The 21,477-nt window shown below is 46.5% G+C and carries 20 protein-coding genes; 4 read left to right on the top strand and 16 right to left on the bottom strand.

Features of this window, described 5'->3' with window-relative positions; genetic code table 11:
- Window positions 1-65: 65 nt before the first annotated feature.
- Window positions 66-1,319 (bottom strand): O-antigen ligase family protein, encoded by a 1,254-nt coding sequence (locus tag FXV75_RS02245; RefSeq protein ID WP_148830990.1) that lies wholly within the window; start codon window positions 1,317-1,319, stop codon window positions 66-68.
- 198 nt (window positions 1,320-1,517) lie between these two features.
- Window positions 1,518-2,918 carry a mannose-1-phosphate guanylyltransferase/mannose-6-phosphate isomerase gene (locus FXV75_RS02240; RefSeq protein WP_148830989.1) on the bottom strand — a complete coding sequence of 467 codons (1,401 nt, stop codon included), beginning with the start codon at window positions 2,916-2,918 and terminating at the stop codon, window positions 1,518-1,520.
- A gap of 282 nt (window positions 2,919-3,200) precedes the next feature.
- Here FXV75_RS02240 and FXV75_RS02235 point away from each other — a divergent pair, with 282 nt between their 5' ends.
- On the top strand, window positions 3,201-3,422 hold the full coding sequence (locus FXV75_RS02235) for a hypothetical protein (RefSeq protein ID WP_148830988.1): 222 nt from the start codon (window positions 3,201-3,203) through the stop codon (window positions 3,420-3,422).
- A gap of 112 nt (window positions 3,423-3,534) precedes the next feature.
- Here the strand turns inward: FXV75_RS02235 and FXV75_RS02230 are convergent, their stop codons facing one another.
- The gene (locus FXV75_RS02230) at window positions 3,535-5,106 is read right to left on the bottom strand and encodes a polysaccharide biosynthesis protein (protein ID WP_262368438.1); all 1,572 of its coding nucleotides are present in this window, start codon (window positions 5,104-5,106) and stop codon (window positions 3,535-3,537) included.
- A gap of 108 nt (window positions 5,107-5,214) precedes the next feature.
- On the opposite strand from FXV75_RS02230, the gene FXV75_RS02225 reads away from it, so the two are divergent.
- Window positions 5,215-6,192: an IS5 family transposase gene (locus tag FXV75_RS02225; protein WP_148830987.1), complete on the top strand. Its 978-nt coding sequence runs from the start codon at window positions 5,215-5,217 to the stop codon at window positions 6,190-6,192.
- Window positions 6,193-6,331: 139 nt separating this feature from the next.
- On the opposite strand, the gene FXV75_RS02220 is transcribed toward FXV75_RS02225, so the two are convergent.
- From FXV75_RS02220 to FXV75_RS02190, 7 genes are all read right to left on the bottom strand, one after another.
- Window positions 6,332-6,730, bottom strand: coding sequence for a hypothetical protein (locus FXV75_RS02220; RefSeq protein ID WP_148830986.1), 399 nt, complete (start codon window positions 6,728-6,730; stop codon window positions 6,332-6,334).
- A gap of 165 nt (window positions 6,731-6,895) precedes the next feature.
- Window positions 6,896-7,444, bottom strand: coding sequence for a sugar transferase (locus FXV75_RS02215; protein ID WP_148830985.1), 549 nt, complete (start codon window positions 7,442-7,444; stop codon window positions 6,896-6,898).
- Between the two features lie 14 nt (window positions 7,445-7,458).
- Entirely contained in the window at window positions 7,459-7,680 is a 222-nt protein-coding gene (locus tag FXV75_RS02210) for a hypothetical protein (protein WP_222863079.1), read from the bottom strand.
- 45 nt (window positions 7,681-7,725) lie between these two features.
- Window positions 7,726-8,673 carry an IS30 family transposase gene (locus FXV75_RS02205; protein WP_148830984.1) on the bottom strand — a complete coding sequence of 316 codons (948 nt, stop codon included), beginning with the start codon at window positions 8,671-8,673 and terminating at the stop codon, window positions 7,726-7,728.
- A 421-nt stretch (window positions 8,674-9,094) separates the two neighbouring features.
- Entirely contained in the window at window positions 9,095-10,921 is a 1,827-nt protein-coding gene (gene glmS, locus FXV75_RS02200; RefSeq protein WP_148830983.1) for a glutamine--fructose-6-phosphate transaminase (isomerizing), read from the bottom strand.
- Between the two features lie 73 nt (window positions 10,922-10,994).
- Complete coding sequence (glmU, locus tag FXV75_RS02195; protein WP_148830982.1) at window positions 10,995-12,356, bottom strand: bifunctional UDP-N-acetylglucosamine diphosphorylase/glucosamine-1-phosphate N-acetyltransferase GlmU; 1,362 nt, start codon at window positions 12,354-12,356, stop codon at window positions 10,995-10,997.
- A 130-nt stretch (window positions 12,357-12,486) separates the two neighbouring features.
- The gene (locus FXV75_RS02190) at window positions 12,487-13,401 is read right to left on the bottom strand and encodes a LysR family transcriptional regulator (protein ID WP_148830981.1); all 915 of its coding nucleotides are present in this window, start codon (window positions 13,399-13,401) and stop codon (window positions 12,487-12,489) included.
- Between the two features lie 167 nt (window positions 13,402-13,568).
- Between FXV75_RS02190 and FXV75_RS02185 the strand changes: the two genes are divergently transcribed.
- Window positions 13,569-14,168 (top strand): FMN-dependent NADH-azoreductase, encoded by a 600-nt coding sequence (locus tag FXV75_RS02185; protein ID WP_148830980.1) that lies wholly within the window; start codon window positions 13,569-13,571, stop codon window positions 14,166-14,168.
- 325 nt (window positions 14,169-14,493) lie between these two features.
- Here FXV75_RS02185 and FXV75_RS02180 read toward each other — a convergent pair whose 3' ends face one another.
- Window positions 14,494-16,644, bottom strand: coding sequence for a Tex family protein (locus FXV75_RS02180; RefSeq protein WP_148830979.1), 2,151 nt, complete (start codon window positions 16,642-16,644; stop codon window positions 14,494-14,496).
- A 291-nt stretch (window positions 16,645-16,935) separates the two neighbouring features.
- Between FXV75_RS02180 and FXV75_RS02175 the strand changes: the two genes are divergently transcribed.
- Complete coding sequence (locus FXV75_RS02175) at window positions 16,936-17,334, top strand: H-NS family nucleoid-associated regulatory protein (protein WP_148830978.1); 399 nt, start codon at window positions 16,936-16,938, stop codon at window positions 17,332-17,334.
- 158 nt (window positions 17,335-17,492) lie between these two features.
- Here FXV75_RS02175 and FXV75_RS02170 read toward each other — a convergent pair whose 3' ends face one another.
- From FXV75_RS02170 to rsd, 5 genes are all read right to left on the bottom strand, one after another.
- Window positions 17,493-18,599 carry an LPS O-antigen chain length determinant protein WzzB gene (locus FXV75_RS02170; protein ID WP_148830977.1) on the bottom strand — a complete coding sequence of 369 codons (1,107 nt, stop codon included), beginning with the start codon at window positions 18,597-18,599 and terminating at the stop codon, window positions 17,493-17,495.
- 81 nt (window positions 18,600-18,680) lie between these two features.
- Window positions 18,681-19,442 (bottom strand): tRNA (guanosine(46)-N7)-methyltransferase TrmB, encoded by a 762-nt coding sequence (gene trmB / locus FXV75_RS02165; protein WP_262368437.1) that lies wholly within the window; start codon window positions 19,440-19,442, stop codon window positions 18,681-18,683.
- Between the two features lie 129 nt (window positions 19,443-19,571).
- On the bottom strand, window positions 19,572-19,985 hold the full coding sequence (locus tag FXV75_RS02160; RefSeq protein ID WP_148830976.1) for a DUF423 domain-containing protein: 414 nt from the start codon (window positions 19,983-19,985) through the stop codon (window positions 19,572-19,574).
- 30 nt (window positions 19,986-20,015) lie between these two features.
- The gene (locus FXV75_RS02155) at window positions 20,016-20,999 is read right to left on the bottom strand and encodes a WD40 repeat domain-containing protein (protein WP_148830975.1); all 984 of its coding nucleotides are present in this window, start codon (window positions 20,997-20,999) and stop codon (window positions 20,016-20,018) included.
- Window positions 20,971-21,441 carry a sigma D regulator gene (gene rsd / locus FXV75_RS02150; protein ID WP_148830974.1) on the bottom strand — a complete coding sequence of 157 codons (471 nt, stop codon included), beginning with the start codon at window positions 21,439-21,441 and terminating at the stop codon, window positions 20,971-20,973. The genes FXV75_RS02155 and rsd overlap by 29 nt, the downstream gene beginning before the upstream one ends.
- Window positions 21,442-21,477: the final 36 nt, after the last annotated feature.

The following is a 21,477-nucleotide window of genomic DNA, read 5'->3' as shown; positions in this document are numbered from 1 at the left end:
TGAAACAAAAATGGCCGTCATACAACGGCCATTTTTTTAGTCATAAAAAATGCTTTACCCTGTGTTTATTGTGATTCCGTCTTATCGCCTTGCCATTGTCGATAAGCAAACACAAAAAAGATTGTCTGCATAAAAGCGTAATACGTTGCGATCATTTCTTGCTGCAGCAATACCTCGGTCAAACCAAACCCAGCCACTGACAGCGTAAACAAAAACCCTGTTCGAGCGTACACATTGGTCGAATTGGTAACCAGAAACCGTAAATGAATCACCATCGGAGCAAAAAGATACACAGCCAAACAAAACATGCCCACCAAACCGCCTGTGGCCAAGGTTTCAAAATACTGGCTATGAGCATGACCGCGGCGGACCGTTCCCACCCAGGGGACTACCTCGCCAGTGTCGACCAGCGTTTTGTTAAGCTGCTCACGCTCAGGGTAAGTCAGACCAAATACAGGGCTTTGCTCATAAGCATGTGTCGCCGCTATCCAGAGCTGCACACGAGCGATCAGTGAGCCACTTCGAAACACATCACCCTCTGCAACTTGTTTTAACTCTGTTAGCCCCGTATCAAGCCGAGCTTTTACAAAGGGTGACGTTTTATAAGCAAAATACGGTGTCGCTATGGCGAGCACCAAGATAACCACTAGGTAACGTTTAGGTAGATGCTTAAACGAAAACAACAACCAGGCGATCAGCACAAACAACAGCGGAAACAACGCCCCCCGTGAGCCGGACAACATAATCGAGCCTAATGCCGCAACACAGCTCAAAAAAGATAAAACACTCAAGCGATTTTTGCCGACCAGACCAAGACTAATAGCAAACAAGGTACCGGCAAGAAAACCGAAATTAATACTGAATAAGAAGCCATCCGCCCTACCCATTCCTAAGACTTGAGTTTGATAATACGCCACCGCCAAGCCACCAAACGAACCCAATGCAGCGGCTATCGTGATGATGTTTATCAGCGGCTTTTCACCATCGGTATCACGAGATAACTTCCACAGCACCAAGAAAATAGGCAAAGACACCAGCATATGAAAACCAGGGCTAAGATACCGCGCAATAAAGCCGCTGCTCACAAAAGGCGCTATTTTGCTCACTAAATACGCTGATAGCACAACAACAAAGAGCTTGCCGTATCGGTCTAGCTGGATAGGTGTATTATTTGTCGAAAACAAAAACGCGATCGACACCAAAGACAAGACTGCGATAGCAATAGAAATGGGAATGGGATTAGAAATCAGAAAAACCAACGCCATAAAAACAATAAAATAGAACGACTTAAGCATCGCAGAGGTTACGCTAGAGGTCACAAAAAGCACGCCTTACACCTTAAAAAAGTAATCAATTCCAATTTGGGCTGCAAGATTACCACAACTGCCATGAGGCAATCTATTTATCCTCTAACCTGATAACAATAAGACACGTTTTACCGGTCGTTGAAGCGTTGTCGGCTCTCTTAATCGGCTTACTTCATCGACTCTCGTCATAAAACCATTTCATCGACCACCTCATCGTCCATAGGCATCACGTAAACGCACAATATCGTCTTCGCCAATATAGTCACCGGATTGCACCTCTATCAACTCTAATGCCTTGTCGGTCGGGTTTTCCAATGCGTGGACCACACCAATAGGAATGTAGGTCGATTGGTTTTCGCTCAGCAGCATAGCTTGGTCACCGTTTTGCACTTTGGCCGTGCCAGACACAACCACCCAGTGCTCCGCTCTATGGTGGTGCATTTGCACACTGAGCTTCCCACCTGGCTTCACCACAAGGCGCTTTACCAAAAAGCGCTCGCCAGAGTCGATTACCTCGTAACGTCCCCAAGGGCGATGCACTTTTGTATGAGATTGGCTTTCTTGGCGGGCGCCCTTGTTAAGCCGTGACACAATATGTTTAACGTCTTGGGCACGGTCTTTGTCTATCACCAACACCGCATCCGCGGTTTCAACGATCACCAAGTTGTGTACACCGACAGCCGCCACCAAACGAGATTCAGAACGCACATAACAGCTCGTTGAGGCTTCAGAGATCACATCCCCCAACAAGACATTTTGCTGATCGTCTTTATCCGCGTAATCGTACAAAGTATCCCAGGCACCGATGTCACTCCAATCGCCATTATACGGCACGACATACGCTTTATTGGTGTGTTCGATCACGGCATAATCAACCGACGCAGACGCACAAGCCTCAAACGCCTCAGCCCCGATTCGCACAAAATCCACATCCACCGTGCGCTGTGCATAAGCCAAAGAAACCGATTGAAAAATATCTTCACGATAACGCGCTAACTCGGCCAAATACACATCAGCACGAAATAAAAATACCCCACTGTTCCAGAGGTAATCCCCCGACGCTAAATACGACTGAGCCGCCTCTGCACTGGGCTTTTCCACAAACTCCGCCACAGCAAAGCCCTCACCGGTTCGTATATAACCATAACCGGTTTCTGCTCGAGTAGGAGCGACACCAAAAGTCACCAAGGCTTGACCATGATTAGCCAAAGGAATGGCTTGTTGAATAGCATAATGAAAAGCCGAATCGTCACGAATCACGTGATCGGCAGGTAACACAAGTAAGAGAGCATCATCAGAAAACAAACATTGCGCTTCCAACGTCGCCAGAGCGATCGCCGGCGCTGTATTACGGCTTACAGGCTCCAACACAATCGTCGCGCCCTGCACACCCAACGCCTGCAACTGCTGAGCCACCAAAAAACGGTGCTGCTCATTACAGACCACAACAAGCGACTCAAAACCACAACCAACAACGCGCTGCACCGTTTGCTGCAACAAACTCCACTCATCATCCACCAACGCAAAACACGGCTTAGGAAACTGAACACGAGACAACGGCCACAAACGACTGCCCACACCACCACAAAGAACAACCGGAACAACCCTCATACCACGCCTTAAAATACCCGCAATCAGACCACGCTACCTTGCTTGATTACAGTCGTACCGTCTTAATCGAAACCTACAAAAGCCACAGTAAAATAACCATCAACCCAAAAACCCCGTAGGTCGGATGAGACGAGGCGTAATCCGACGCCACACAATACAACCAAAAACCAACGGCACATTACGCTTCGCTTATGATGCCCTACGGAACATGCCCCAAATCCAACCACCACATTTGACGCACCACAATACGATCGAACCACCACGGCACATTACGCTTCGCTTATGATGCCCTACGAATATGCCCCAAATCCAACTACCACATTTGACGCACCACAATACGATCGAACCACCACGGCACATTACGCTTCGCTTATGATGCCCTACGAATATGCCCCAAATCCAACCACCACATTTGACGCACCACAATACGACCAAAACCCAACGGCACATTACGCTTCGCTTATGATGCCCTACGGAACATGCCCAAACCCAAAAGCCCCGTAGGTCGGATGAGACGAGGCACGAGGCGTAATCCGACGCTTAACTCATGACCAAATAACGACAAAACCACGGTATTTCAATAATAAAAAATCGCTTCGCTCATGATGCCCTACGATTATAAAATCTGTTTTTTTAATGGCACGACGTTGCTTGCGCTGTTCTCCTGTTGGCCTTTTCTGGCGTTCCACACCAAATCCCCAATACCGTCTGTCGGTTGAAAATCCGTCGGGGCGTCGATTAATAACTGGCGTATTTTTTCATGGTCAAAGTCATGACACGCTTGATCAAGCCTGTCCATGGTCTCAACGTATTCATTTAAAGGTAAAAAGCGCTCTTTCGCCGTCATGATGCGTTCATGTTGCGTTTCTGCGACGTTGTCACCAATAAGTAATTCTTCAAACAGTTTTTCCCCCGGACGCAAGCCGGTAAATTGAATCTCGATATCGCCACTAGGATAAGCGGCGGATTTCACTTCCAACCCAGACAAACGAATCAGGTTCTCCGCTAGGTCGACGATTTTCACCGGTTCGCCCATGTCTAAGACAAATACGTCGCCGCCTTTGCCCATAGCACCCGCTTGTATCACCAACTGCGCGGCTTCCGGTATCGTCATGAAATAACGAATAATATCGGGGTGAGTCACCGTGATGGGCTGATTCTCTGCGATTTGTTTTTTAAAGACAGGGATAACCGAACCCGACGAACCAAGCACGTTACCAAAACGCACCATGCAAAAACGGGTAAATTTTTCTTGTTGCGACGCTTTTATGGCTTCTTGTTGTGCCAAAGCTTGTAAGCCCAGTTCAGCCATGCGTTTGGTCGCGCCCATCACGTTGGTGGGTCGCACGGCCTTGTCGGTGGAGATCAATACAAAAGACTCAACACCCGATTCAATCGCCGCTTTAGCACAGTAATACGTCCCAAAGGCATTGTTGCGCACGCCTTCTACCACATTGTATTCCACCAAGGGCACGTGTTTGTAGGCCGCGGCGTGGTAAACCGTTTGCACAGAAAACGCCTTCATGGTGGAAGCGAGACGATTAATACGCTGCACCGAGCCAATTAAAGGCACGATAGTGACGTTTAAACTTCGCTCTTCAACAATTTCAAGCAACTCTTTGTGTATTTGATACACAGCAAATTCAGACACTTCAAACAAAATTAACGTCGTTGGTCGTTGTTTTAAAATCTGTCGACACAGCTCAGAACCAATAGAACCACCGGCCCCGGTCACCATCACGACCTTGCCCATGATGTTAGCCCCCATCAGCATAGCATCGGGCTCGACCACATCACGACCCAGTAAATCGTCTACGGCAACATCTTGTAGCTCACTGACTTTAGCCTTGCCCGTCACGATGTCGTCAAAATTGGGCACAGTTAACACTTCGACAGCATAGGGAATCAGGGTATCAATGACTTTTTTACGCTCAGATCGGCTCGCTCTAGGAATGGCCAACAACACCTTAGATATAGTGTGTTTATCCATTAGACTTTCTATTTTATCCAGGCGATACACTGGCACACCCTGAATGATAGTGTTCTCCAACGAACCATCGTGATCAATAAATCCCTTAACCCGATAAGCGGACGCTTGGCGCAGCGCCAACGCCAACTGCCTGCCAGTGGAACCTGCACCAAATATCAACACCGCTTCGATGCCAGTTTTTGGTTTTTGTGTGATCAAAGCGCGCACTAATAAACGCGAGCCGCCACACAATATGAGACCTTTGCACGAATCATCTCCTTCGATCCTATGAGATAATAACCAAAAGCAAAGAAGAGCAATCAAAAAATGGCGTGGAAAGAGTTAAAACAACAGAGCTTTGCCGATGCGCTGCAAGCATCGAATCGGTTTATTGAAGAATTTGACGAGATTCATGACTTGTTGAATTGGTCCTGCATTGAGCGATTATTCTGTGACATTCACAACCGTACAAAAGGTGAACGCGCTTGGCCTCCGTTGATGATGTTTAAAGCTTTGTTATTGCAATCATGGCACAACCTAAGTGACCCAGCGCTGGAAAAAGCATTGGCTCGCGACTTATTATTTCGCCGGTTTGTCGGTGTCGGCCTAGATCAAGGCGTTCCCGACCACAGTACAATTTGGCGTTTCCGTAATCTGCTAGAGAAAAACGGATTACTAGACGCAGCGATGACTGAGATCAATGCCCAGTTAGCCGAACAAAGTCTGATCATCAAACAAGGTGAGATAAGCGTCATAGATGCCAGCGTGATAGAAGCGAAGAATGCTCGTCCTCGTAAGAATGCTGAGGGTAAAAACACGCAAGACCCAGAAGCAGGCTATAGCGTTAAGCAAAGCAGCGATGGAAAACGTAAAACCACCTATGGTTTTAAGGCCCATACAAATGTGGATGAGGATGGTTTTGTCAAAGAAGTCATGCTCACGGCAGGCAATGTTCACGATTCGATTCCATTTGAATCGATACTCACTGGTCATGAGCGGGAAGTGTATGCAGACAGTGCGTACAAAAGTGCCCAGCACAGCAGGTTATTGAAGCAAAAAAAGGTCAAAGAATGCATTACCCATCGAGCTTATCGTAATAGACCTCTTAACGAGGATCAAGAAAAGCAAAACCGTTATTTTTCCAGTATTCGTTCCCGTGTAGAGCATGTCTTTGGGATAATGAAATTGCACTATGGGTTAGGTAAAGCGCGTTATCTAGGACGGGCTCGCAATCAGGCTAGGGTGAGTTTAATTTGTATGGCTTACAACCTAAAACGGGCGTTTCGTATCCAACGAGAATGCTGAGATAGCAAGTAAAGTCCGTCCAAGTGGACTATGTGGGCATTTTTATGAGTTAAAGAGCACTGATTTTTAACGATGTTGACCGTTTTTTATAAAGGCGTTGATTGAATTTTTTATAAAAGACCATTGGCAAGCAATATGGCTAGATCGACTGCTCATGCAAAGGTCTCAATATAATAAAAAATGGAAAATAAATAATCGGAACCGTACGGGGAATGGCCGAGTTGAAAAAGTACGCAAACGATGTAATGCTTATCGCAGATACGACTCCACCGAGCAAGATCGCCGTAAAAGCATGAAAAGTGAGGTAACGCAACACCGCACGGTACAAGCCCAGCCGCGTATTCGCTAGCAAGGTCACTATAACAGCACCGGCCAATGTTGACAGAATAGGCCCGTTCATCACATTACTAAACTCACCGAGCCTTGCCCAATAAGCAAACACAAATGCCAAGCAGACGAACAAGGCATCTATCACCAAACTGATCACGCGCTTATAAAACCGCGGCAAAGACCAAATACAGTCCATTTTTTTACTCATTTAAACATCCAATACATTCATGCCTATCCGGTGTTTAGCCATATCACCAAACCAAATGGTCAGTAGGACACAGCTTTAGCGCGACACGGAATCTGTGCAACCAGAACCTTTTGTCGGCATAAATGCACGACCTAAAAATCACATCGCCAATCTGCAACAAATGACTCAACCAACTCGATCACCTGATCCGCTGCCAGTGACGGTTTTAATGATATAGGAAAAATACAACGTCAAAGACAAACTATCAATCATCTTCGCGTCCGTCTCCGCCAACAGCTCAGGCGTCGACATATCTATATCCGATATTTGCGCTAAACCGGTGATACCAGGTCGAACCGCATATACACCTTTCGCCTCTCGGGCTTGGGTAAGCTCTTGCTGATTAAACAACCCAGGACGTGGGCCAACTAAGCTCATTTCGCCTTTCAACACATTCCACAGTTGCGGCAATTCATCCAGCTTAGTACGACGCAAAAAGCCACCTAATTTAGTAATAGAAGACGTGGAAGCCAAATGACTTGCAACGGAAGCAGTATTTACCGACATGGTGCGGAATTTCACCAACACAAAAGGCTTTTTGTTGCGGCCAACTCGTTCTTGACGAAAAATAGGCGAACCAGTGTCAGAAAGGCCTATTAGATAAATAACCAATAAAACAGGCGAACCGCAGACTAACCCTAAAAACGAAAATATAAAATCCAATAACCGAATCATTTACTTAACCTAATTTATTTACTTGGGTCGCTTTTCTTTGCGGCCAACTTAAAACCATGCTCTACCGAATAAGGCGGAGTCCAATCTAACGTTTTCTTAGTGTGCTCAATATCAAGTTGCAAAGACCCAACCAAACGATCGACCACAGCGTCTTTTTTAAACAGTTTACCCGCCAGTTTAAAACACCACACAGGCACAAGAAGTGACAGGTTCGTTTTCCCCTGTACCTTTGCCATCAAAGCGACCCCTGAATTCAAGCCCGAAGTGCGACACTTTTCACTTCAAGCAACTAAGCACATTTCTTTAAACACTACGGCTGGTTGCTTGAACCCTAAACACTTCCTTGGACGATTATTTATTCGTCTCATTGCGAAGTGTATTCTCTCTTCTGTAACACGCCTTAAATCAGTACCTTTGGGCACATATTGCCTTAGGAGTCCGTTGCTATTTTCGTTTGCTCCACGTTCCCAAGAACTGTATGGATGAGCAAAATACACTGTCGTTTCTAATGCTTCGGCTATCTCAGCGTGATACGCGAACTCTCGACCATTATCTGCTGTGATCGTGTGAACATGATCTTTAAAAGGCAACAATAGCTCTATGGTTGCTTGAGTCACATCTTTGGCTGATTTCGAATCCACTTTCTTTATAAGGTAAAAACGTGTCTTTCTTTCTAGCAAGGTGACGATTGAGCCTGAGCCGTGCTTACCTAAAACAGTGTCTATCTCCCAGTCTCCAAAGCGCTTTTTGGTATCAACAATCACAGGCCGATCATCAATGGATACCTTATTCTTAATCACTTCAGCTTTTGTTCTCTGGCCTTTCCGGTAGCGTTTTCTTCCTTGCCTCAAATGGCGGTAAAGTGTCCCTTTGTTTCTTTTGTCATCATGGATATATTGGTAAATCCATTCATGACTGACGGGAACACCGCAGTTTTTGAGTACGTTAGAGACTTGCTCAGGACTCCAGTCGATTTCAATTAAAATACGAATAAAATCAATTGTCTTTGATGATATGCGATATTTTGCCGCTGTCTTCCGCCTTATCAAACAAGCTCTTTGGGCTTTGTCAGGGCAATATTCTGTTACTTTTTTATTCCGCTTTAACTCACGGTAAATCGTAGCTCTATGACAATTCAGGGTGAGCGCAATATTTGCCACTGATATTTCTTGCCCTAAAAGAGCGGAAATCTGGTATCTTTTGCCTTCGGTCAACTGCTGATAATTCATGTTGGTACTGCTTTATCTGTGGTAAGAAGAAGTGTATCAACTTCAGCAGTTGGCTTCTTCTACACCTGATTTGCAGTGTCGCACTTATTATCTGAATTTAGGCTTTACAATATACCCCTCTATTTTAGGTCCTGATGTCGTCACTCGCCTGCTCACCTAACACCTATAAGCCTTTTAACAGTGACATTCTAATTAGATGGTTATAGGAACATTAATTGCTGGCTTACCGCCTCACTTACATTAACGCTTATTATCAAACTGTATAATGATGGCGAACAGTTAATTTAATGCAGTGGCGCATTATGGCTGACAAAAAGTTTTTGGTTGCACGGATTGGTTAGGGTTTTGTAGTTCGCGTATTGCAATCGGCTATGGTTGTGAAAAAAGCGCCTTTTGTTAAAAAAGGCGCTTTTTTTTGCCTTTATTCGACCGTGACGCTTTTTGCGAGGTTTCTCGGCTGGTCTACGTCGGTGCCTTTTACGACGGCGACGTGGTAGGACAGTAGCTGTAGTGGGATGGTGTGGACGATGGGTTCGAGTATGCTGTCGACTTTAGGCACTTCGGTGAAGGTGATGTTGTCTTCGTTATGCAGGTCGGTGTCTTTGTCGGCGAAGACGTAAAGCTCGCCTCCGCGGGCGGCGACTTCTTGCAGGTTCGATTTAAGTTTGTCCAGCATGTCGTTGTGCGGCACAAGGGCGATGATCGGCATGTCTTCGTCGACAAGCGCTAGAGGCCCGTGTTTTAGTTCGCCAGCTGGGTAGGCTTCGGCATGAATGTAGGAGATTTCTTTCAGTTTCAATGAACCTTCAAGGGCGATGGGGTACATGGTGCCACGACCTAAAAACAGGGCATTGTGCTTGTTGGCGAAACGATCGGCGACGTTTTTGATGTGCGCATCTTGCAGTAATGCATCGTGAACGTGCGCCGGTAAAGAGCGCAAGGCTTGTACGAGCTCTTTTTCTCTTTCGGCTGACAAGCCGTTTTCCACGGCAATGGCGACGCTGGTGATCAAGAGCGCGGTCAGCTGCGTGGTAAAGGCTTTGGTAGAGGCAACGCCTATTTCTGGGCCGGCGTTGGTCAGTAACGTCAGGGCAGATTCACGCACTAAAGTGCTTGAAGGCACGTTACAAATCGCCAAGGTGGTTAAATACCCTAACTCTTTTGCCATTCTTAACGCGGCAAGTGTGTCGGCCGTTTCGCCCGATTGTGACAAGGTCAAAAATAAGGTGTTCTTTGGTACGGCGACTTTGCGATAGCGGTATTCGCTGGCCACTTCGACGCTGCAAGGAAGGCCTGCAAGGTCTTCGATCCAATATTTTGCCACCATACCGGCGTGGTAGCTGGTGCCACAGGCAACGATGTGGACGTTTTCAACGTCTTTTAGAAAGCCAGAATCCGCACCAAAGCAGCTGGTTAGTACTTTGTTTTCGCTGATACGGCCTTCTAAGCAGGCGCTGATGACTTTAGGTTGTTCGTAGATTTCTTTCATCATGTAATGACGAAATTCACCTTTGTCTGTGGCGTCTATATTGTGGTTAAACACGCTAATCGGGCGCTCTTGAACGTCGCCTTTTTCGTCATAAATAATCACTTCATCACGAGACAATTCGACTACGTCGCCTTCTTCTAGGAAGATGAACTGGTCGGTAACGTGCAACAAAGCAAGCTGATCCGATGCGACAAAGTTTTCTTCGATACCCACACCAACCACGAGTGGGCTGCCTTTACGGGCGGCGATGAAGCGCTCGTTATCGTCATTTTTGACCACGCCGATGGCAAAGGCGCCATGCAGTTTTGGAAGGGTCATTTGCACGGCTTTGAGCAAATCCGGCTGGGTTTTGAGCGCGTCATGGATCAGGTGAACAATCACCTCGGTGTCCGTTTCGGATTTGAATTCATAGCCTTTGGCTTTAAGTTCTTGGCGTAATGGTTCGTGGTTTTCAATGATGCCATTGTGTACCAGGGCCAAATCATCACCGGAAAAGTGAGGGTGAGCATTCGCTTCGGTCGGCTTGCCGTGGGTCGCCCAGCGAGTGTGCGCGATGCCGATTTTGCCGTCTAACGGCTGAAGGTCGAATTTGTCGCGCAAGGCTTGCACCTTGCCAACCGCACGATGACTCGACACACCGTCTTCGTTGTTAATAGCTACGCCGGAAGAGTCATAACCGCGGTATTCAAGGCGGCTTAGTCCTTCTAATAAAATTTTTGATACATTACGGCGTGCAATGGCGCCAACGATTCCGCACATGAGAGAGTCCTTTTTTAATGTCTGCGAAAGGGGCCAGATCCCTTCCTAATAAGTGATTAAACGGATTATTACGTTATTTTTTACTCGGCCGTGGCCAATTGTCTTTGTTGGTTTGACGCGCTCTGGCAAAGGCCAGCTGGTTTTCGCTCACCGATTTGGTGATGGTCGAACCCGCGGCGATGGTCGCCCCTTCTGCTACCTGCACCGGAGCCACTAACGAGGTGTTTGAGCCGACAAAGACATTATCACCAATCTGTGTTTTAAATTTATTCACACCATCGTAGTTGCAGGTAATGGTGCCGGCGCCGACGTTCACATTTGCGCCCATTTCGGTGTCGCCAATGTAGCTTAAATGGTTGACCTTGCTGCCTTCGCCAATGAGGGCTTTTTTGGTTTCCACAAAATTGCCGATTTTCGCTTTATTCGCCAGTTGTGTACCAGGACGCAGGCGCGCAAAAGGACCGATGTCACAGGCTTCTGCCACTTGACTGTCGTCGATCATGCTGTTGCTTTTGATCACCGTGTTGTCACCAATGACGCAATTTTTCAAAAAGCAATTGGGGCCTATTTCGACGCCAGAACCCAGCACCACGTTGCCTTCGAACACACAGTTCACATCGATAATAACGTCGTTGCCGGTGGTCAGCGTGCCGCGCACATCAATGCGCGCGGGGTCTAATAAAGTCGCGCCGTTTTGCATCAGCGCAATGGCTTGCTGATGCTGAAGTTCACGCTCTAATGCCGCCAGTTGTACTCGGTCGTTTACGCCTGCTACTTCGGCTTCGTTTTCAGGGTTCACTGTTACTATGTCTACCCCTGCTTGGGCTGCCATAGCAATTACGTCGGTCAGGTAATATTCACCTTGCGCATTGTTGTTGGTGAGTGCCGCGAGCCAAGTTTGCAAATGCGAGTTTGGCGCCAACAAAATACCTGTGTTGACTTCATTGATGGCAAGCTGGCGGTCGGTCGCGTCTTTTTGTTCGACAATCGCCATAACCTTGCCTTGCTCGTTGCGCACTATGCGCCCATAACCAGTGGGGTTGGTTAAACGAATCGTCAGTAATACCAGCGTGTTTGGCGTTGATAAGGCTGTCATTTTTTCTAAGGTGCTGGCACGAATCAGCGGTACATCGCCATACAGCGTCAGTGTTGCGCCGTCGGTTTGCAGAAAAGGGGCCACGCGTTTTAGAGCATCGCCCGTGCCTTGCGGATCGTTCTGCCAAACGATATTGGCCGAAAAGTCCTGACAACTGGTCTCGACCTGTTCGCCCTGATGCCCGACGATAAGGTGCAATTTGGAATCGGATAGCGCGCTGGCGGTAGTGAGTACGCGCCTAACCATAGGGATGCCGCCTATTTTGTGAAGCACCTTAGAAAAGGCCGATTTCATTCGGCTGCCTTTGCCGGCCGCGAGAATTACGATGTCCTGAGTCATGAAGCGTCCTTGTGTGACGTGTTGACAGAATGGATTATTTTAAGTGACAGGTATTAGACTCTCTTGTGGAAATCGTCACAACCCAAATTGTCACAAAAAAAATGACAAAACGTATCTTTTAGAAAATCCGTTATTTCAAAAGGCTGGCGTGCTCTGGGCAACGGTTGCATTCGGCTTGCAGTAATTCCACCAGTAATCGTGTCGCCGGTCCGGTTCGCTCGCCTTTGCCAAAAATCGCATACATATGAAAATTGCGCTCACTGCCTGAAATAAGTTTGAGTTTTTTCAATTGCCCGCTTTGCAGTGCATACGACAAGTCAGCCTTTGGCAGCCAAGCAAAACCAATGCCGCTGGTGACGATTTCCAACGCAGACTGCACGCTAGACACAGTCCAACGGCGATCCGTGCCCAGCCAACCTGAGTCGACAGACGTTTCAGAAGCAGAATCTCGTATCACAATTTGCAACTCACGACTCAAGCGTTCGTTATTAATCGGCTCAATCTCTTTATGCAATACATGGCGCGTTGCCGCTACGGCGATCATTTCCACTTCCACAATGGGGTCGGCAAGATACCCTTTTGGCACCATGGCGCTGAGCACCAAATCTGGGCTGCCCTTTCGTAAAGCTTCTTCCCCACCGCTCAACACCGCCTCTTTCAATTGCACTTGCGTGCCTTGACTCTGCGGCTCAAAGGCCTGTAATGCTCTTAATAAAGCGGGTGTTGGAAACGCTTGATCCACCACTAACTCCAGCTCCGGCTCCCAGCCTTGCCCTAGTGTGTGTGCTAGCTCTTCGAGGTCTACAGCTTCTTTGATGAGATGACGAGAGCGACGCAGCAACACCTCGCCCCGTTCAGTTAACTTGGCTTTTCGCCCTTCGATGACTAACAATGGATACCCTAGCTGCTCTTGCAGTTTCGCTACAGTATAACTCACCGACGACTGACTTTTATGAAGGGCCTCAGCCGCTTGGGCAAAGCCACCTTTATCCACAACAGCTTGCAATACACGCCATTGCTCTAACGTTACTCTTGGGGCTTTCACAATAACTCTCTCTTTTATTAAAATGATTTGAATAATTTATCGTATTTTTCGATATATATCTTCAGAAAATGTCACTTTTTTATCGAATATATTGGTTATATTATCATTCTATCAACACATAAACAGAGCCTAAACGCTCTTACTATCTTATTTCGGAGAACATAATTATGACGACTTTACTGCGTATCGATTCTAGTGCCTCTGGCGAACAGTCAAAATCTCGCCAGTTAGCAAACGAATTTGTTGCAAAATGGCTAGCGAACAACCCAGAAGGAAACGTGGTTGTGCGTGATGTAGACGCCCATCCATTGCCGCATTTTACCAGCGAAACGTTGGGGGCTTTGTTTACACCAGAAGAAAATCGTACCGACGCACAAAAAGCCATCGTAGCGATCGGCGATGAATTGATTGACGAAATCGAAGCGGCCGACGTGATCGCCGTGTCAGCCCCTATGTATAACTTTGGTATTCCTTCTACTTTGAAGTCTTACTTTGATTACATTGCCCGCGCTGGACGTACGTTCAAATACACTGAAACAGGCCCTGTCGGTTTACTAAACAAAGACGCGTATTTGTTTATTGCCAGTGGTAGTTTCCTAGCCGAAACCCCTATGGATCACCAAGTACCTTACCTAAACACTTTCCTAGGCTTTGTCGGCATTACCGTGAAAGACACCTTTATTGCCGGTGGTCAGGCAATGGGCGAACCCGGTGCAGCATCATTTGAACAAGCCAAAGCAAAAATTTCAGACACCATTGTAGGGTAATAAATAAAAGCCCTATTTGACGAGGCAAAAGCCTCGTCAACATACATGCACGACCCACAAGCCCGATGCAAACCCAACGCCCGGTAAGTCGCGGCTTTAGCCCGACGCGGAATCCGTGTAACAAAAAACCTTTTGTCGGCATAAATGCACGACCCACAAGCCCGATACAAACCCAACGCCCGGTAGGTCGCGGCTTTAGCCCGACGCGGAATCCGTGTAGCCAAAAACTGCCTTTGTCGGCATAAACTGCCTTTGTCGACATAAACTGCCTTTGTCGGCATAAATGCACGACCCACGAGACCTTTTGTCGACGTCAGTGCGCGATCTACAAGCCGTTGGCTTTTAGTGCGATGCGTTTGCGCTGCACATCGACTTCCAATACGGTGACGGTGACGACTTGCCCCACTCGGACTAATTCTCTTGGGTCTTTGACAAATCGATTTGCCAGTTGCGAGATATGGATCAAACCATCTTGATGCACGCCTAGGTCGACAAAAGCGCCAAACGCCGCCACATTGGTCACCACGCCTTCTAGGTTCATGCCTTCGTGTACGTCTTCTAGTGTTTGCACGTGTTGATCAAAAGTCGCGTAGCGAAATTCTGGTCGTGGGTCGCGGCCAGGCTTCGCCAATTCGACTAAAATATCCGCGTAGGTGAAATCGTTTTGTTGCCCCGGTTGCGATAGTGTTTGCAGCGCAGCCGCATTCCCTACCAATTGGTTCACTGTTAACGATAATTGAGCGGCCATCTGCCGGACTAAGAGGTAAGACTCAGGGTGAACACCTGATTGATCCAGCGCTTCTTTGCCATCGCGGATTCTCAAAAAGCCGGCACATTGCTCAAAGCACTTATCGCCAATGCCTTTTATTTTCAGCAGTTCGGCGCGCGATTCAATGCGGCCTTTTTGCTGTCGATACTCCACAATACTTTGCGCCAGGCGCTGGGTTAATCCAGAGACATAAGACAACAAAGGCACCGATGCGAGGTTGATGTCGACGCCAACGCGGTTCACACAATCCTCCACCACATTGGTCAGGCTTTTCGATAACTGCGAGGCTTTAACATCATGCTGATATTGCCCCACGCCTATCGCTTGCGGGTCAATTTTGACCAATTCGGCCAAGGGATCTTGAAAACGACGGGCAATAGACACGGCACCTCGAATGGTCACATCTAAATCTGGAAATTCGTTAATCGCAATGGGCGACGCCGAATACACTGATGCGCCCGCTTCGCTGACCACAGCCGATCGACACGTTAGATTCTCATCTTTGATCAACGCATTAACCAGGCTTTCTGTTTCTCGTGACGCGGTGCCATTACCAATGGCCACCCAATGAATAGAGTGCTGACGAATCAAGGCCAGTAGTTTATCTTGAGCCTCTTTAACACGGTTTTGAGGGCCATGGGGGTAAATAACACCGTAATCTAATACATTACCCTGCTCATCTATCACGGCTAATTTAACACCGTTACGAAAACCAGGATCCACGCCTAATACTCTGTGAGCACCCGCGGGTGCCGCCATTAATAAGTCTTGCAGGTTATCTGCAAATACTTGAATCGCACCCTCTTCTGCTCTGTCTTTAAGTTGCGCAAGAACATCGGTTTCGAGTTTCGGTAACAGTTTATTCTCCCACGCTAAGTCTAAATATCGACGCTGCACTGGGGTTATTCGTTGTGATGGAGCCGCGTTAATATCCAGCCATTGATTAAAATGTGGAAACAGCAATGCATTAGGAAAAACAGACTCGCCGCTCAATGAAATATTGAGTTTTAAAATAGACTCTTTTTTGCCACGAAACAGGGCAAGTAAACGATGCGCTGGGACTTTATTTACTCGTTCATGATAATCAAAGTAATCTCTGAACTTCTCACCTTGCTCTTTTTTTCCACGCAATACTCGACTGGTTAAAATACCGTCTTTTAGTAATTCACTGCGGCCTTTTTTAAGGACTTCGCTGTCACTTGCGATCGTATCGTAGAGTATCTCCGCCACGCCTTCTAACGCACTTTCTGCGGAGACGGCTGGTGTATGCTGCTTGCACCAGGCCTGAATCGCCGACAAGCTGTCGGAACGCTGACCAGACCATATCAATGCCGCCAAGGGCTGTAGGCCTTGCTCTCTTGCTTCATCGGCTTTCGTTTTTCGCACTTTTTTAAAAGGGGCGTACAAATCTTCCAACTCAGTTTTAGCACTGGCATGGCGTATTTTCTGTATTATTGCGCTGGAAACGTTTGGCTCATTTTCCAAGAGTAATAGAATACTGTTTCTGCGTTTTTCGAGTTCGGTTAAATATTGCCACCTATCATAAAATGACCGCAAAATCATATCACTCATACCACCGGTATTTTCTTTTCTGTAGCGCGCGATGAATGGAATCGTCGCACCTTCATCAAAGAGTTGAATTATATTTTGAGTGATTTTTTGTGATATAGAAAACTCTTGAGTTAAGATCGATGATGTCGAATTCATTTATTGCCCTATTTTTACACTTTTATGGCGATTGTGGTTGTCTATTTTATTAGCATCTTATCCGATTTTAAATTAGAATCCGATTATAAATAAAACGTTGTTCGACGTCGCATTATAATACTTTATGCGCATTAAAATGATATTGTGGTTACTTCAGGTATCAAAATGACGCACAAAAAAGCGATGTATTCGCAAACAACCTATTTTTATACCCTTCGCCAAGCGCAAAGAATGGATCGCCTTTACGTTTGTTACCTATTAAACATTTCAATCAACAGGCAGGACATACAAATGAGTTTATTACTAGAATTAGCTGGCAACAAAGCAAAAGCCCGCGCAGCCGCAAAAGAATTGACGGTCGCACAGCTAGAAAACCTTATTGCTGGGTTCAGTAATGCCCTTGTGAAAGTTAAAGAAGAAGAAGAAGCACGTGATGCGCAGCAAGCGTTTAAATCGGCTCGCGCCGAAGAAATTGCTAATCTGATAGCAGAAAGTGGCCTAACCATGGAAGAAATAGCGCTCTCCATTGCCCCTAAAGCCGGCGCCACCAAAGGTAAAACCGTTGAGCCTAAATACCGCCTTACGATAGAAGGCGAAACTTACGAGTGGACTGGCCGTGGCCGTACCCCTAAAGTCTTTCAGCAATACTTTGATGCGGGCAACAGCCGCGACAGCGTCGAAATCAAATAAACCTTTGATATTGACCTTTCAGTGAGCGACTTACTGAATACCCAATAAAAAAGCGACTCATTCAAATGAGTCGCTTTTTTATTGCCTGTAATAGCTTGTAGTCGCTATAAGCTTAATCGTTCACTCAGAAATCGAGTGAACTCATATTGTAAACGCTATTAAACCGTTTCTTTTTCTCTGAATGCAAATCTGACCAATACGATAAAACACCCTAGCATTCCACCTAACAGCACACCTAATACCGCGATTAAAGAACGCTTAGGTGCGGTACGGTTGAGCGGTTTTTCTGGTGACTCAATGTAACGAAACATTTGAAAAGTCACAGACTCATACACACTGAGCTTATTTATTAAATTTAGTAGGGATTCGGTTTGTTGTAATCTTGGGTCAATAATATTGAGCTGTTTCACAGTGAGGTTATCAAGCACTTTTACCTTGGCTTCAAGCGCATTAGAACCAATATTAATCATAAATATCTCTTGATCACCTAGATTCTGCTGAGGTTGCGTAACGCCAGCGGCTTTCGCAATTTGTAACGCGTATTTCGATAGTTGCAATTCACTTTGTAGCTTATTAGACGCTTGCTCTATGATCAGCGACTTCTGCTGCTCCAACTCGCTGCGCTTACCCTCTACTACCGTCACTAAATTATCAATTGCTATTTTTCTACTTTTTTCTTCTATGTATTCAACGTAATTTTCCAGAAAAGTCAGACTTTTCACAGCATTATTTTGTATTCCCTGCAACGTAACATCATCAGAAGCCTTGTCCACACTTAGTGTTAGCTTTTTGGACCATTCATCATACAGTCTAGCTTCGGCATCATCTAAGGCGTCTTTTTCTGCTTCTGATCGCAATAGGCTTAATTCGGCTTGAAATTCAGCAGAAGATTGGAAATACTCTTTTTTATTTGATCTGACTTCAAATTGTTGCGTGAAAATTTCAAATATCGTTTCCGGGAGAAGAAAACGTTCTCCATTAAATATCGGACTGTAATTACTCACCATTTTTTGATAACCAGAGAAATCACTTACTTGTGGTTCAGCGATTTTAGCTTCAGCGGTCCATACTTCCTCGGTCTTTAAGGCATAAACAACAGCAATAACAGCGCAAACCACAGTCGCTGCAATAATAGTGAGTTTGCCTTTCCATAGAGCAACGATGAGCTCTTTTAAATCAATTTCGTCGTCGTTATGAGTAAACTGGTGCTGGCCTAATGAAGAAATTTGCCCCGTTTGATCTTGCGGTAATGGCGATTTTGTCACGTTGTCCTCTCTATCATGAGATACATTATTTAGATTTTAAAAACGTTTAACACGTTTGAGTTTTTTGATTGATTCTGAGCCTTACAAAGACAACGATTTAACTGAATAAATCAAGTCCCACACTCCGTGGCCTAATCGCTCGCCACGTTGTTCAAATTTCGTCAGTGGTCGCCATTCAGGGCGTGGGTGGTATTCCCCTTTGCCTGCGGCGTTTTGGTAGTTGGTTTGTTCTTCCATTACTTCCATCATGTATTCAGCATAGGGCTGCCAGTCAGTTGCCATGTGAAAATGCCCTCCGTCTTTTAACACGTTGGCGACTTGCTGAGCAAATAGAGCTTGTACAATACGGCGTTTATTGTGCTTTTTCTTATGCCAAGGATCTGGGAAAAACAATTGAAACGCGCTGGCGGTTTTGGGTGGTAAACATTGCGCCATGACTTCGATAGCATCGTCGCAGTAGACACGTAAATTCGTCACGTCTTGTTCTTTTGCCAGCATCATCAGTTTGGCAACGCCAGGCGGGTGCACTTCGATACCGATGAAATCTTTTTCTGGGGCATTTTTTGCCATTTCCACTAAGGAGGCGCCCATACCAAAGCCGACTTCCAATACCACGTCTGCCTCGCGCCCAAAGACAACGGAATAATCAATTCGGCCTTGTTCGAGGTTTAAGCCATAAACAGCCCAATTGGCGTCGTAGTTTTTTTGTTGGCCTTCTGTCATGCGGCCACCGCGTACAACAAAGCTGCGTATGGTGCGTTTTTTCGTTTCTTGAATGCCTGAAGTTTGAGTGTCTAAATCTTGATTATCTGAATCTTGGATGTCTATATTTTGCTCTGGCATGGTTCCGTATCGCGTCTGTTTGTTCTGTTTCAATCAAGCAACATTGGCGAGAAAACACGGCTATAAAAGCGGAGGGTGACTCGCCAAAATCACTCAGTATAAATTTGGAGGGATATGTTAACTGAAAAATCAAATCCTGTCCTGTCTTGTCGACCAGAGCCGGAAAGCAAAAAGACACCAGCCGACCAGATAACACAAGCCGCCTAACGGCGTAATAGCCCCTAGAAAGGAATATCCGGTCAACGCCATCACGTAAAGACTACCAGCAAAGAGACCATTTCCCATACAAAAATACAACAAAATAGAGCGTATTGGAGTCACATACTGAGCAAGCGCCACCACCATTAATCCCGCTAACGCATGGTACATAAGATACTGGCTTGCTGTACTCCACCAGCCAAGCGCTTTGGTATCCACTAGACCCGTCAGTGCATGGGCACCAAACGCCCCCGCGGCCACAGACAACATGGCCTGAACAGCAAAACTGGCGGCCCATTGGTTGGCGTTATAATGAGCATTGGATGTGATTTTACGATGAGGCATGTCGAGCTCGTATGAATGAAATTAAGGCATTTATTGCAACACGCTCAAGTAGCCGTTACTGCCAATCGCATAATAACGCAGGCCTGAACCAAAAGCTAAAGCAAGCACGCTGGCACCACTGGGCCGGGTTTTAGTGGTGTATATATCCCATTCTTTTTGCACTGCTCCTGTGCTTACTTGCACTAACGAAACGCGGCTGTTCACTTCACCGATCAATAGAGACCGATTGTCTTTGGAAAAAACCGCTTGGCTAATGGTCGCTTTTCGGTATTTTAATGCGCCTGTATCGATGACGGTGAGTTCTCTGCCTGTGCTGGTAGACCAAATTTTGGCATCGCCTAATTGGGCGGCACCAAAAGCATACTTACCGTCTGCCGAGAGGGCAACGCTGGCTATGCGGTTGCTTAATGGCCAGGTGTATTTTTTGTCGCCCGTTTGTAAGTCCCACAGAATCACGTTTGAAAGGTCATCGCCGGTTATACCCACTGCGCCATCGGGGGTCACGTCGACCGCTCGCACAGTAGCACCAGTGCGAAGTGTTTGTTTTATACCGCCTTGCTTGCTGTTAAAAAAGCGGGCTGTTTGATCGTTTAATCCGATCAAAGCTGAGTCGCCGTTTTGGGTCAATTTTATCGTTTGAATATCGCCCGGTGTGGTCCAAAAGCCATCAGATTTACCCGTTACCGTGTTCCACAGTACTAACGTTCTTTCGCTTCCGGTAACGGCATATTGACCACTCGGGTCAATATCTACCGCCGTAAGCGGCGAATACTCACCTTGGGCATGATTCCAATTGTAGCGGCGATCATTAACAGAATTGATCCAGTAGCTGCCGCCATGCTGAATGGATCCGACCAAGGACGTCGCGCCGTCGTCGCTCAACACCGCCGAAAAAAGCCCTTGTGTTGCGTATTGTGCTGAGCGCACAGGCGCATCGGCAGAGCATGACAGCAAGGCCGCCGCACAACACGCGGTAGACAAAAATTTAAGCGTTTTTTTCACTGTGCGCTTCATGCAATTCTTTAATAAGCTGATCCTCAAATTGGAATCGCTCCATCATCACCAACGATAAGGCTTGTAGGGCAAAAGGTAACGCTTCAAGTTGGGCGTTACAATGCTCTTTGGTATCGTATTTATCGTTAAATTCAATGGCAATTTGCGTCGAACTGTCGATTAAAGGCAATAACTCACTCAATAGTACGGCCGCACTATCATCTTTGAATTCCTTGGCTTCTAATGCCAGCTGTTCATAAACCGTAAAGTGGCCTGCAGACACGTAATCCACCAGCATTTCACACAGAAATTGGATTTTAACCGTGTCCGTCGGAGTGAACTCGCCACGTTCACGCAAATACACACAGGTTTCCACCCATTGCCGACGCTGTTCTAACCAGCGGTCGATAATAACGTGAACGCCGCCCCATCGCTCTTGGGCTGTTTTACAACCTTCTAACATACGCAGACTCCATCGGACGTTTTATGAATGATTCAA

Source organism: Marinomonas sp. IMCC 4694 (genome assembly GCF_008122525.1).
Taxonomy (GTDB): Bacteria; Pseudomonadota; Gammaproteobacteria; order Pseudomonadales; family Marinomonadaceae; genus Marinomonas.
Note: the sequence above shows the minus strand (reverse complement) of the source record. Positions and strands in the feature narration are given on the sequence as shown.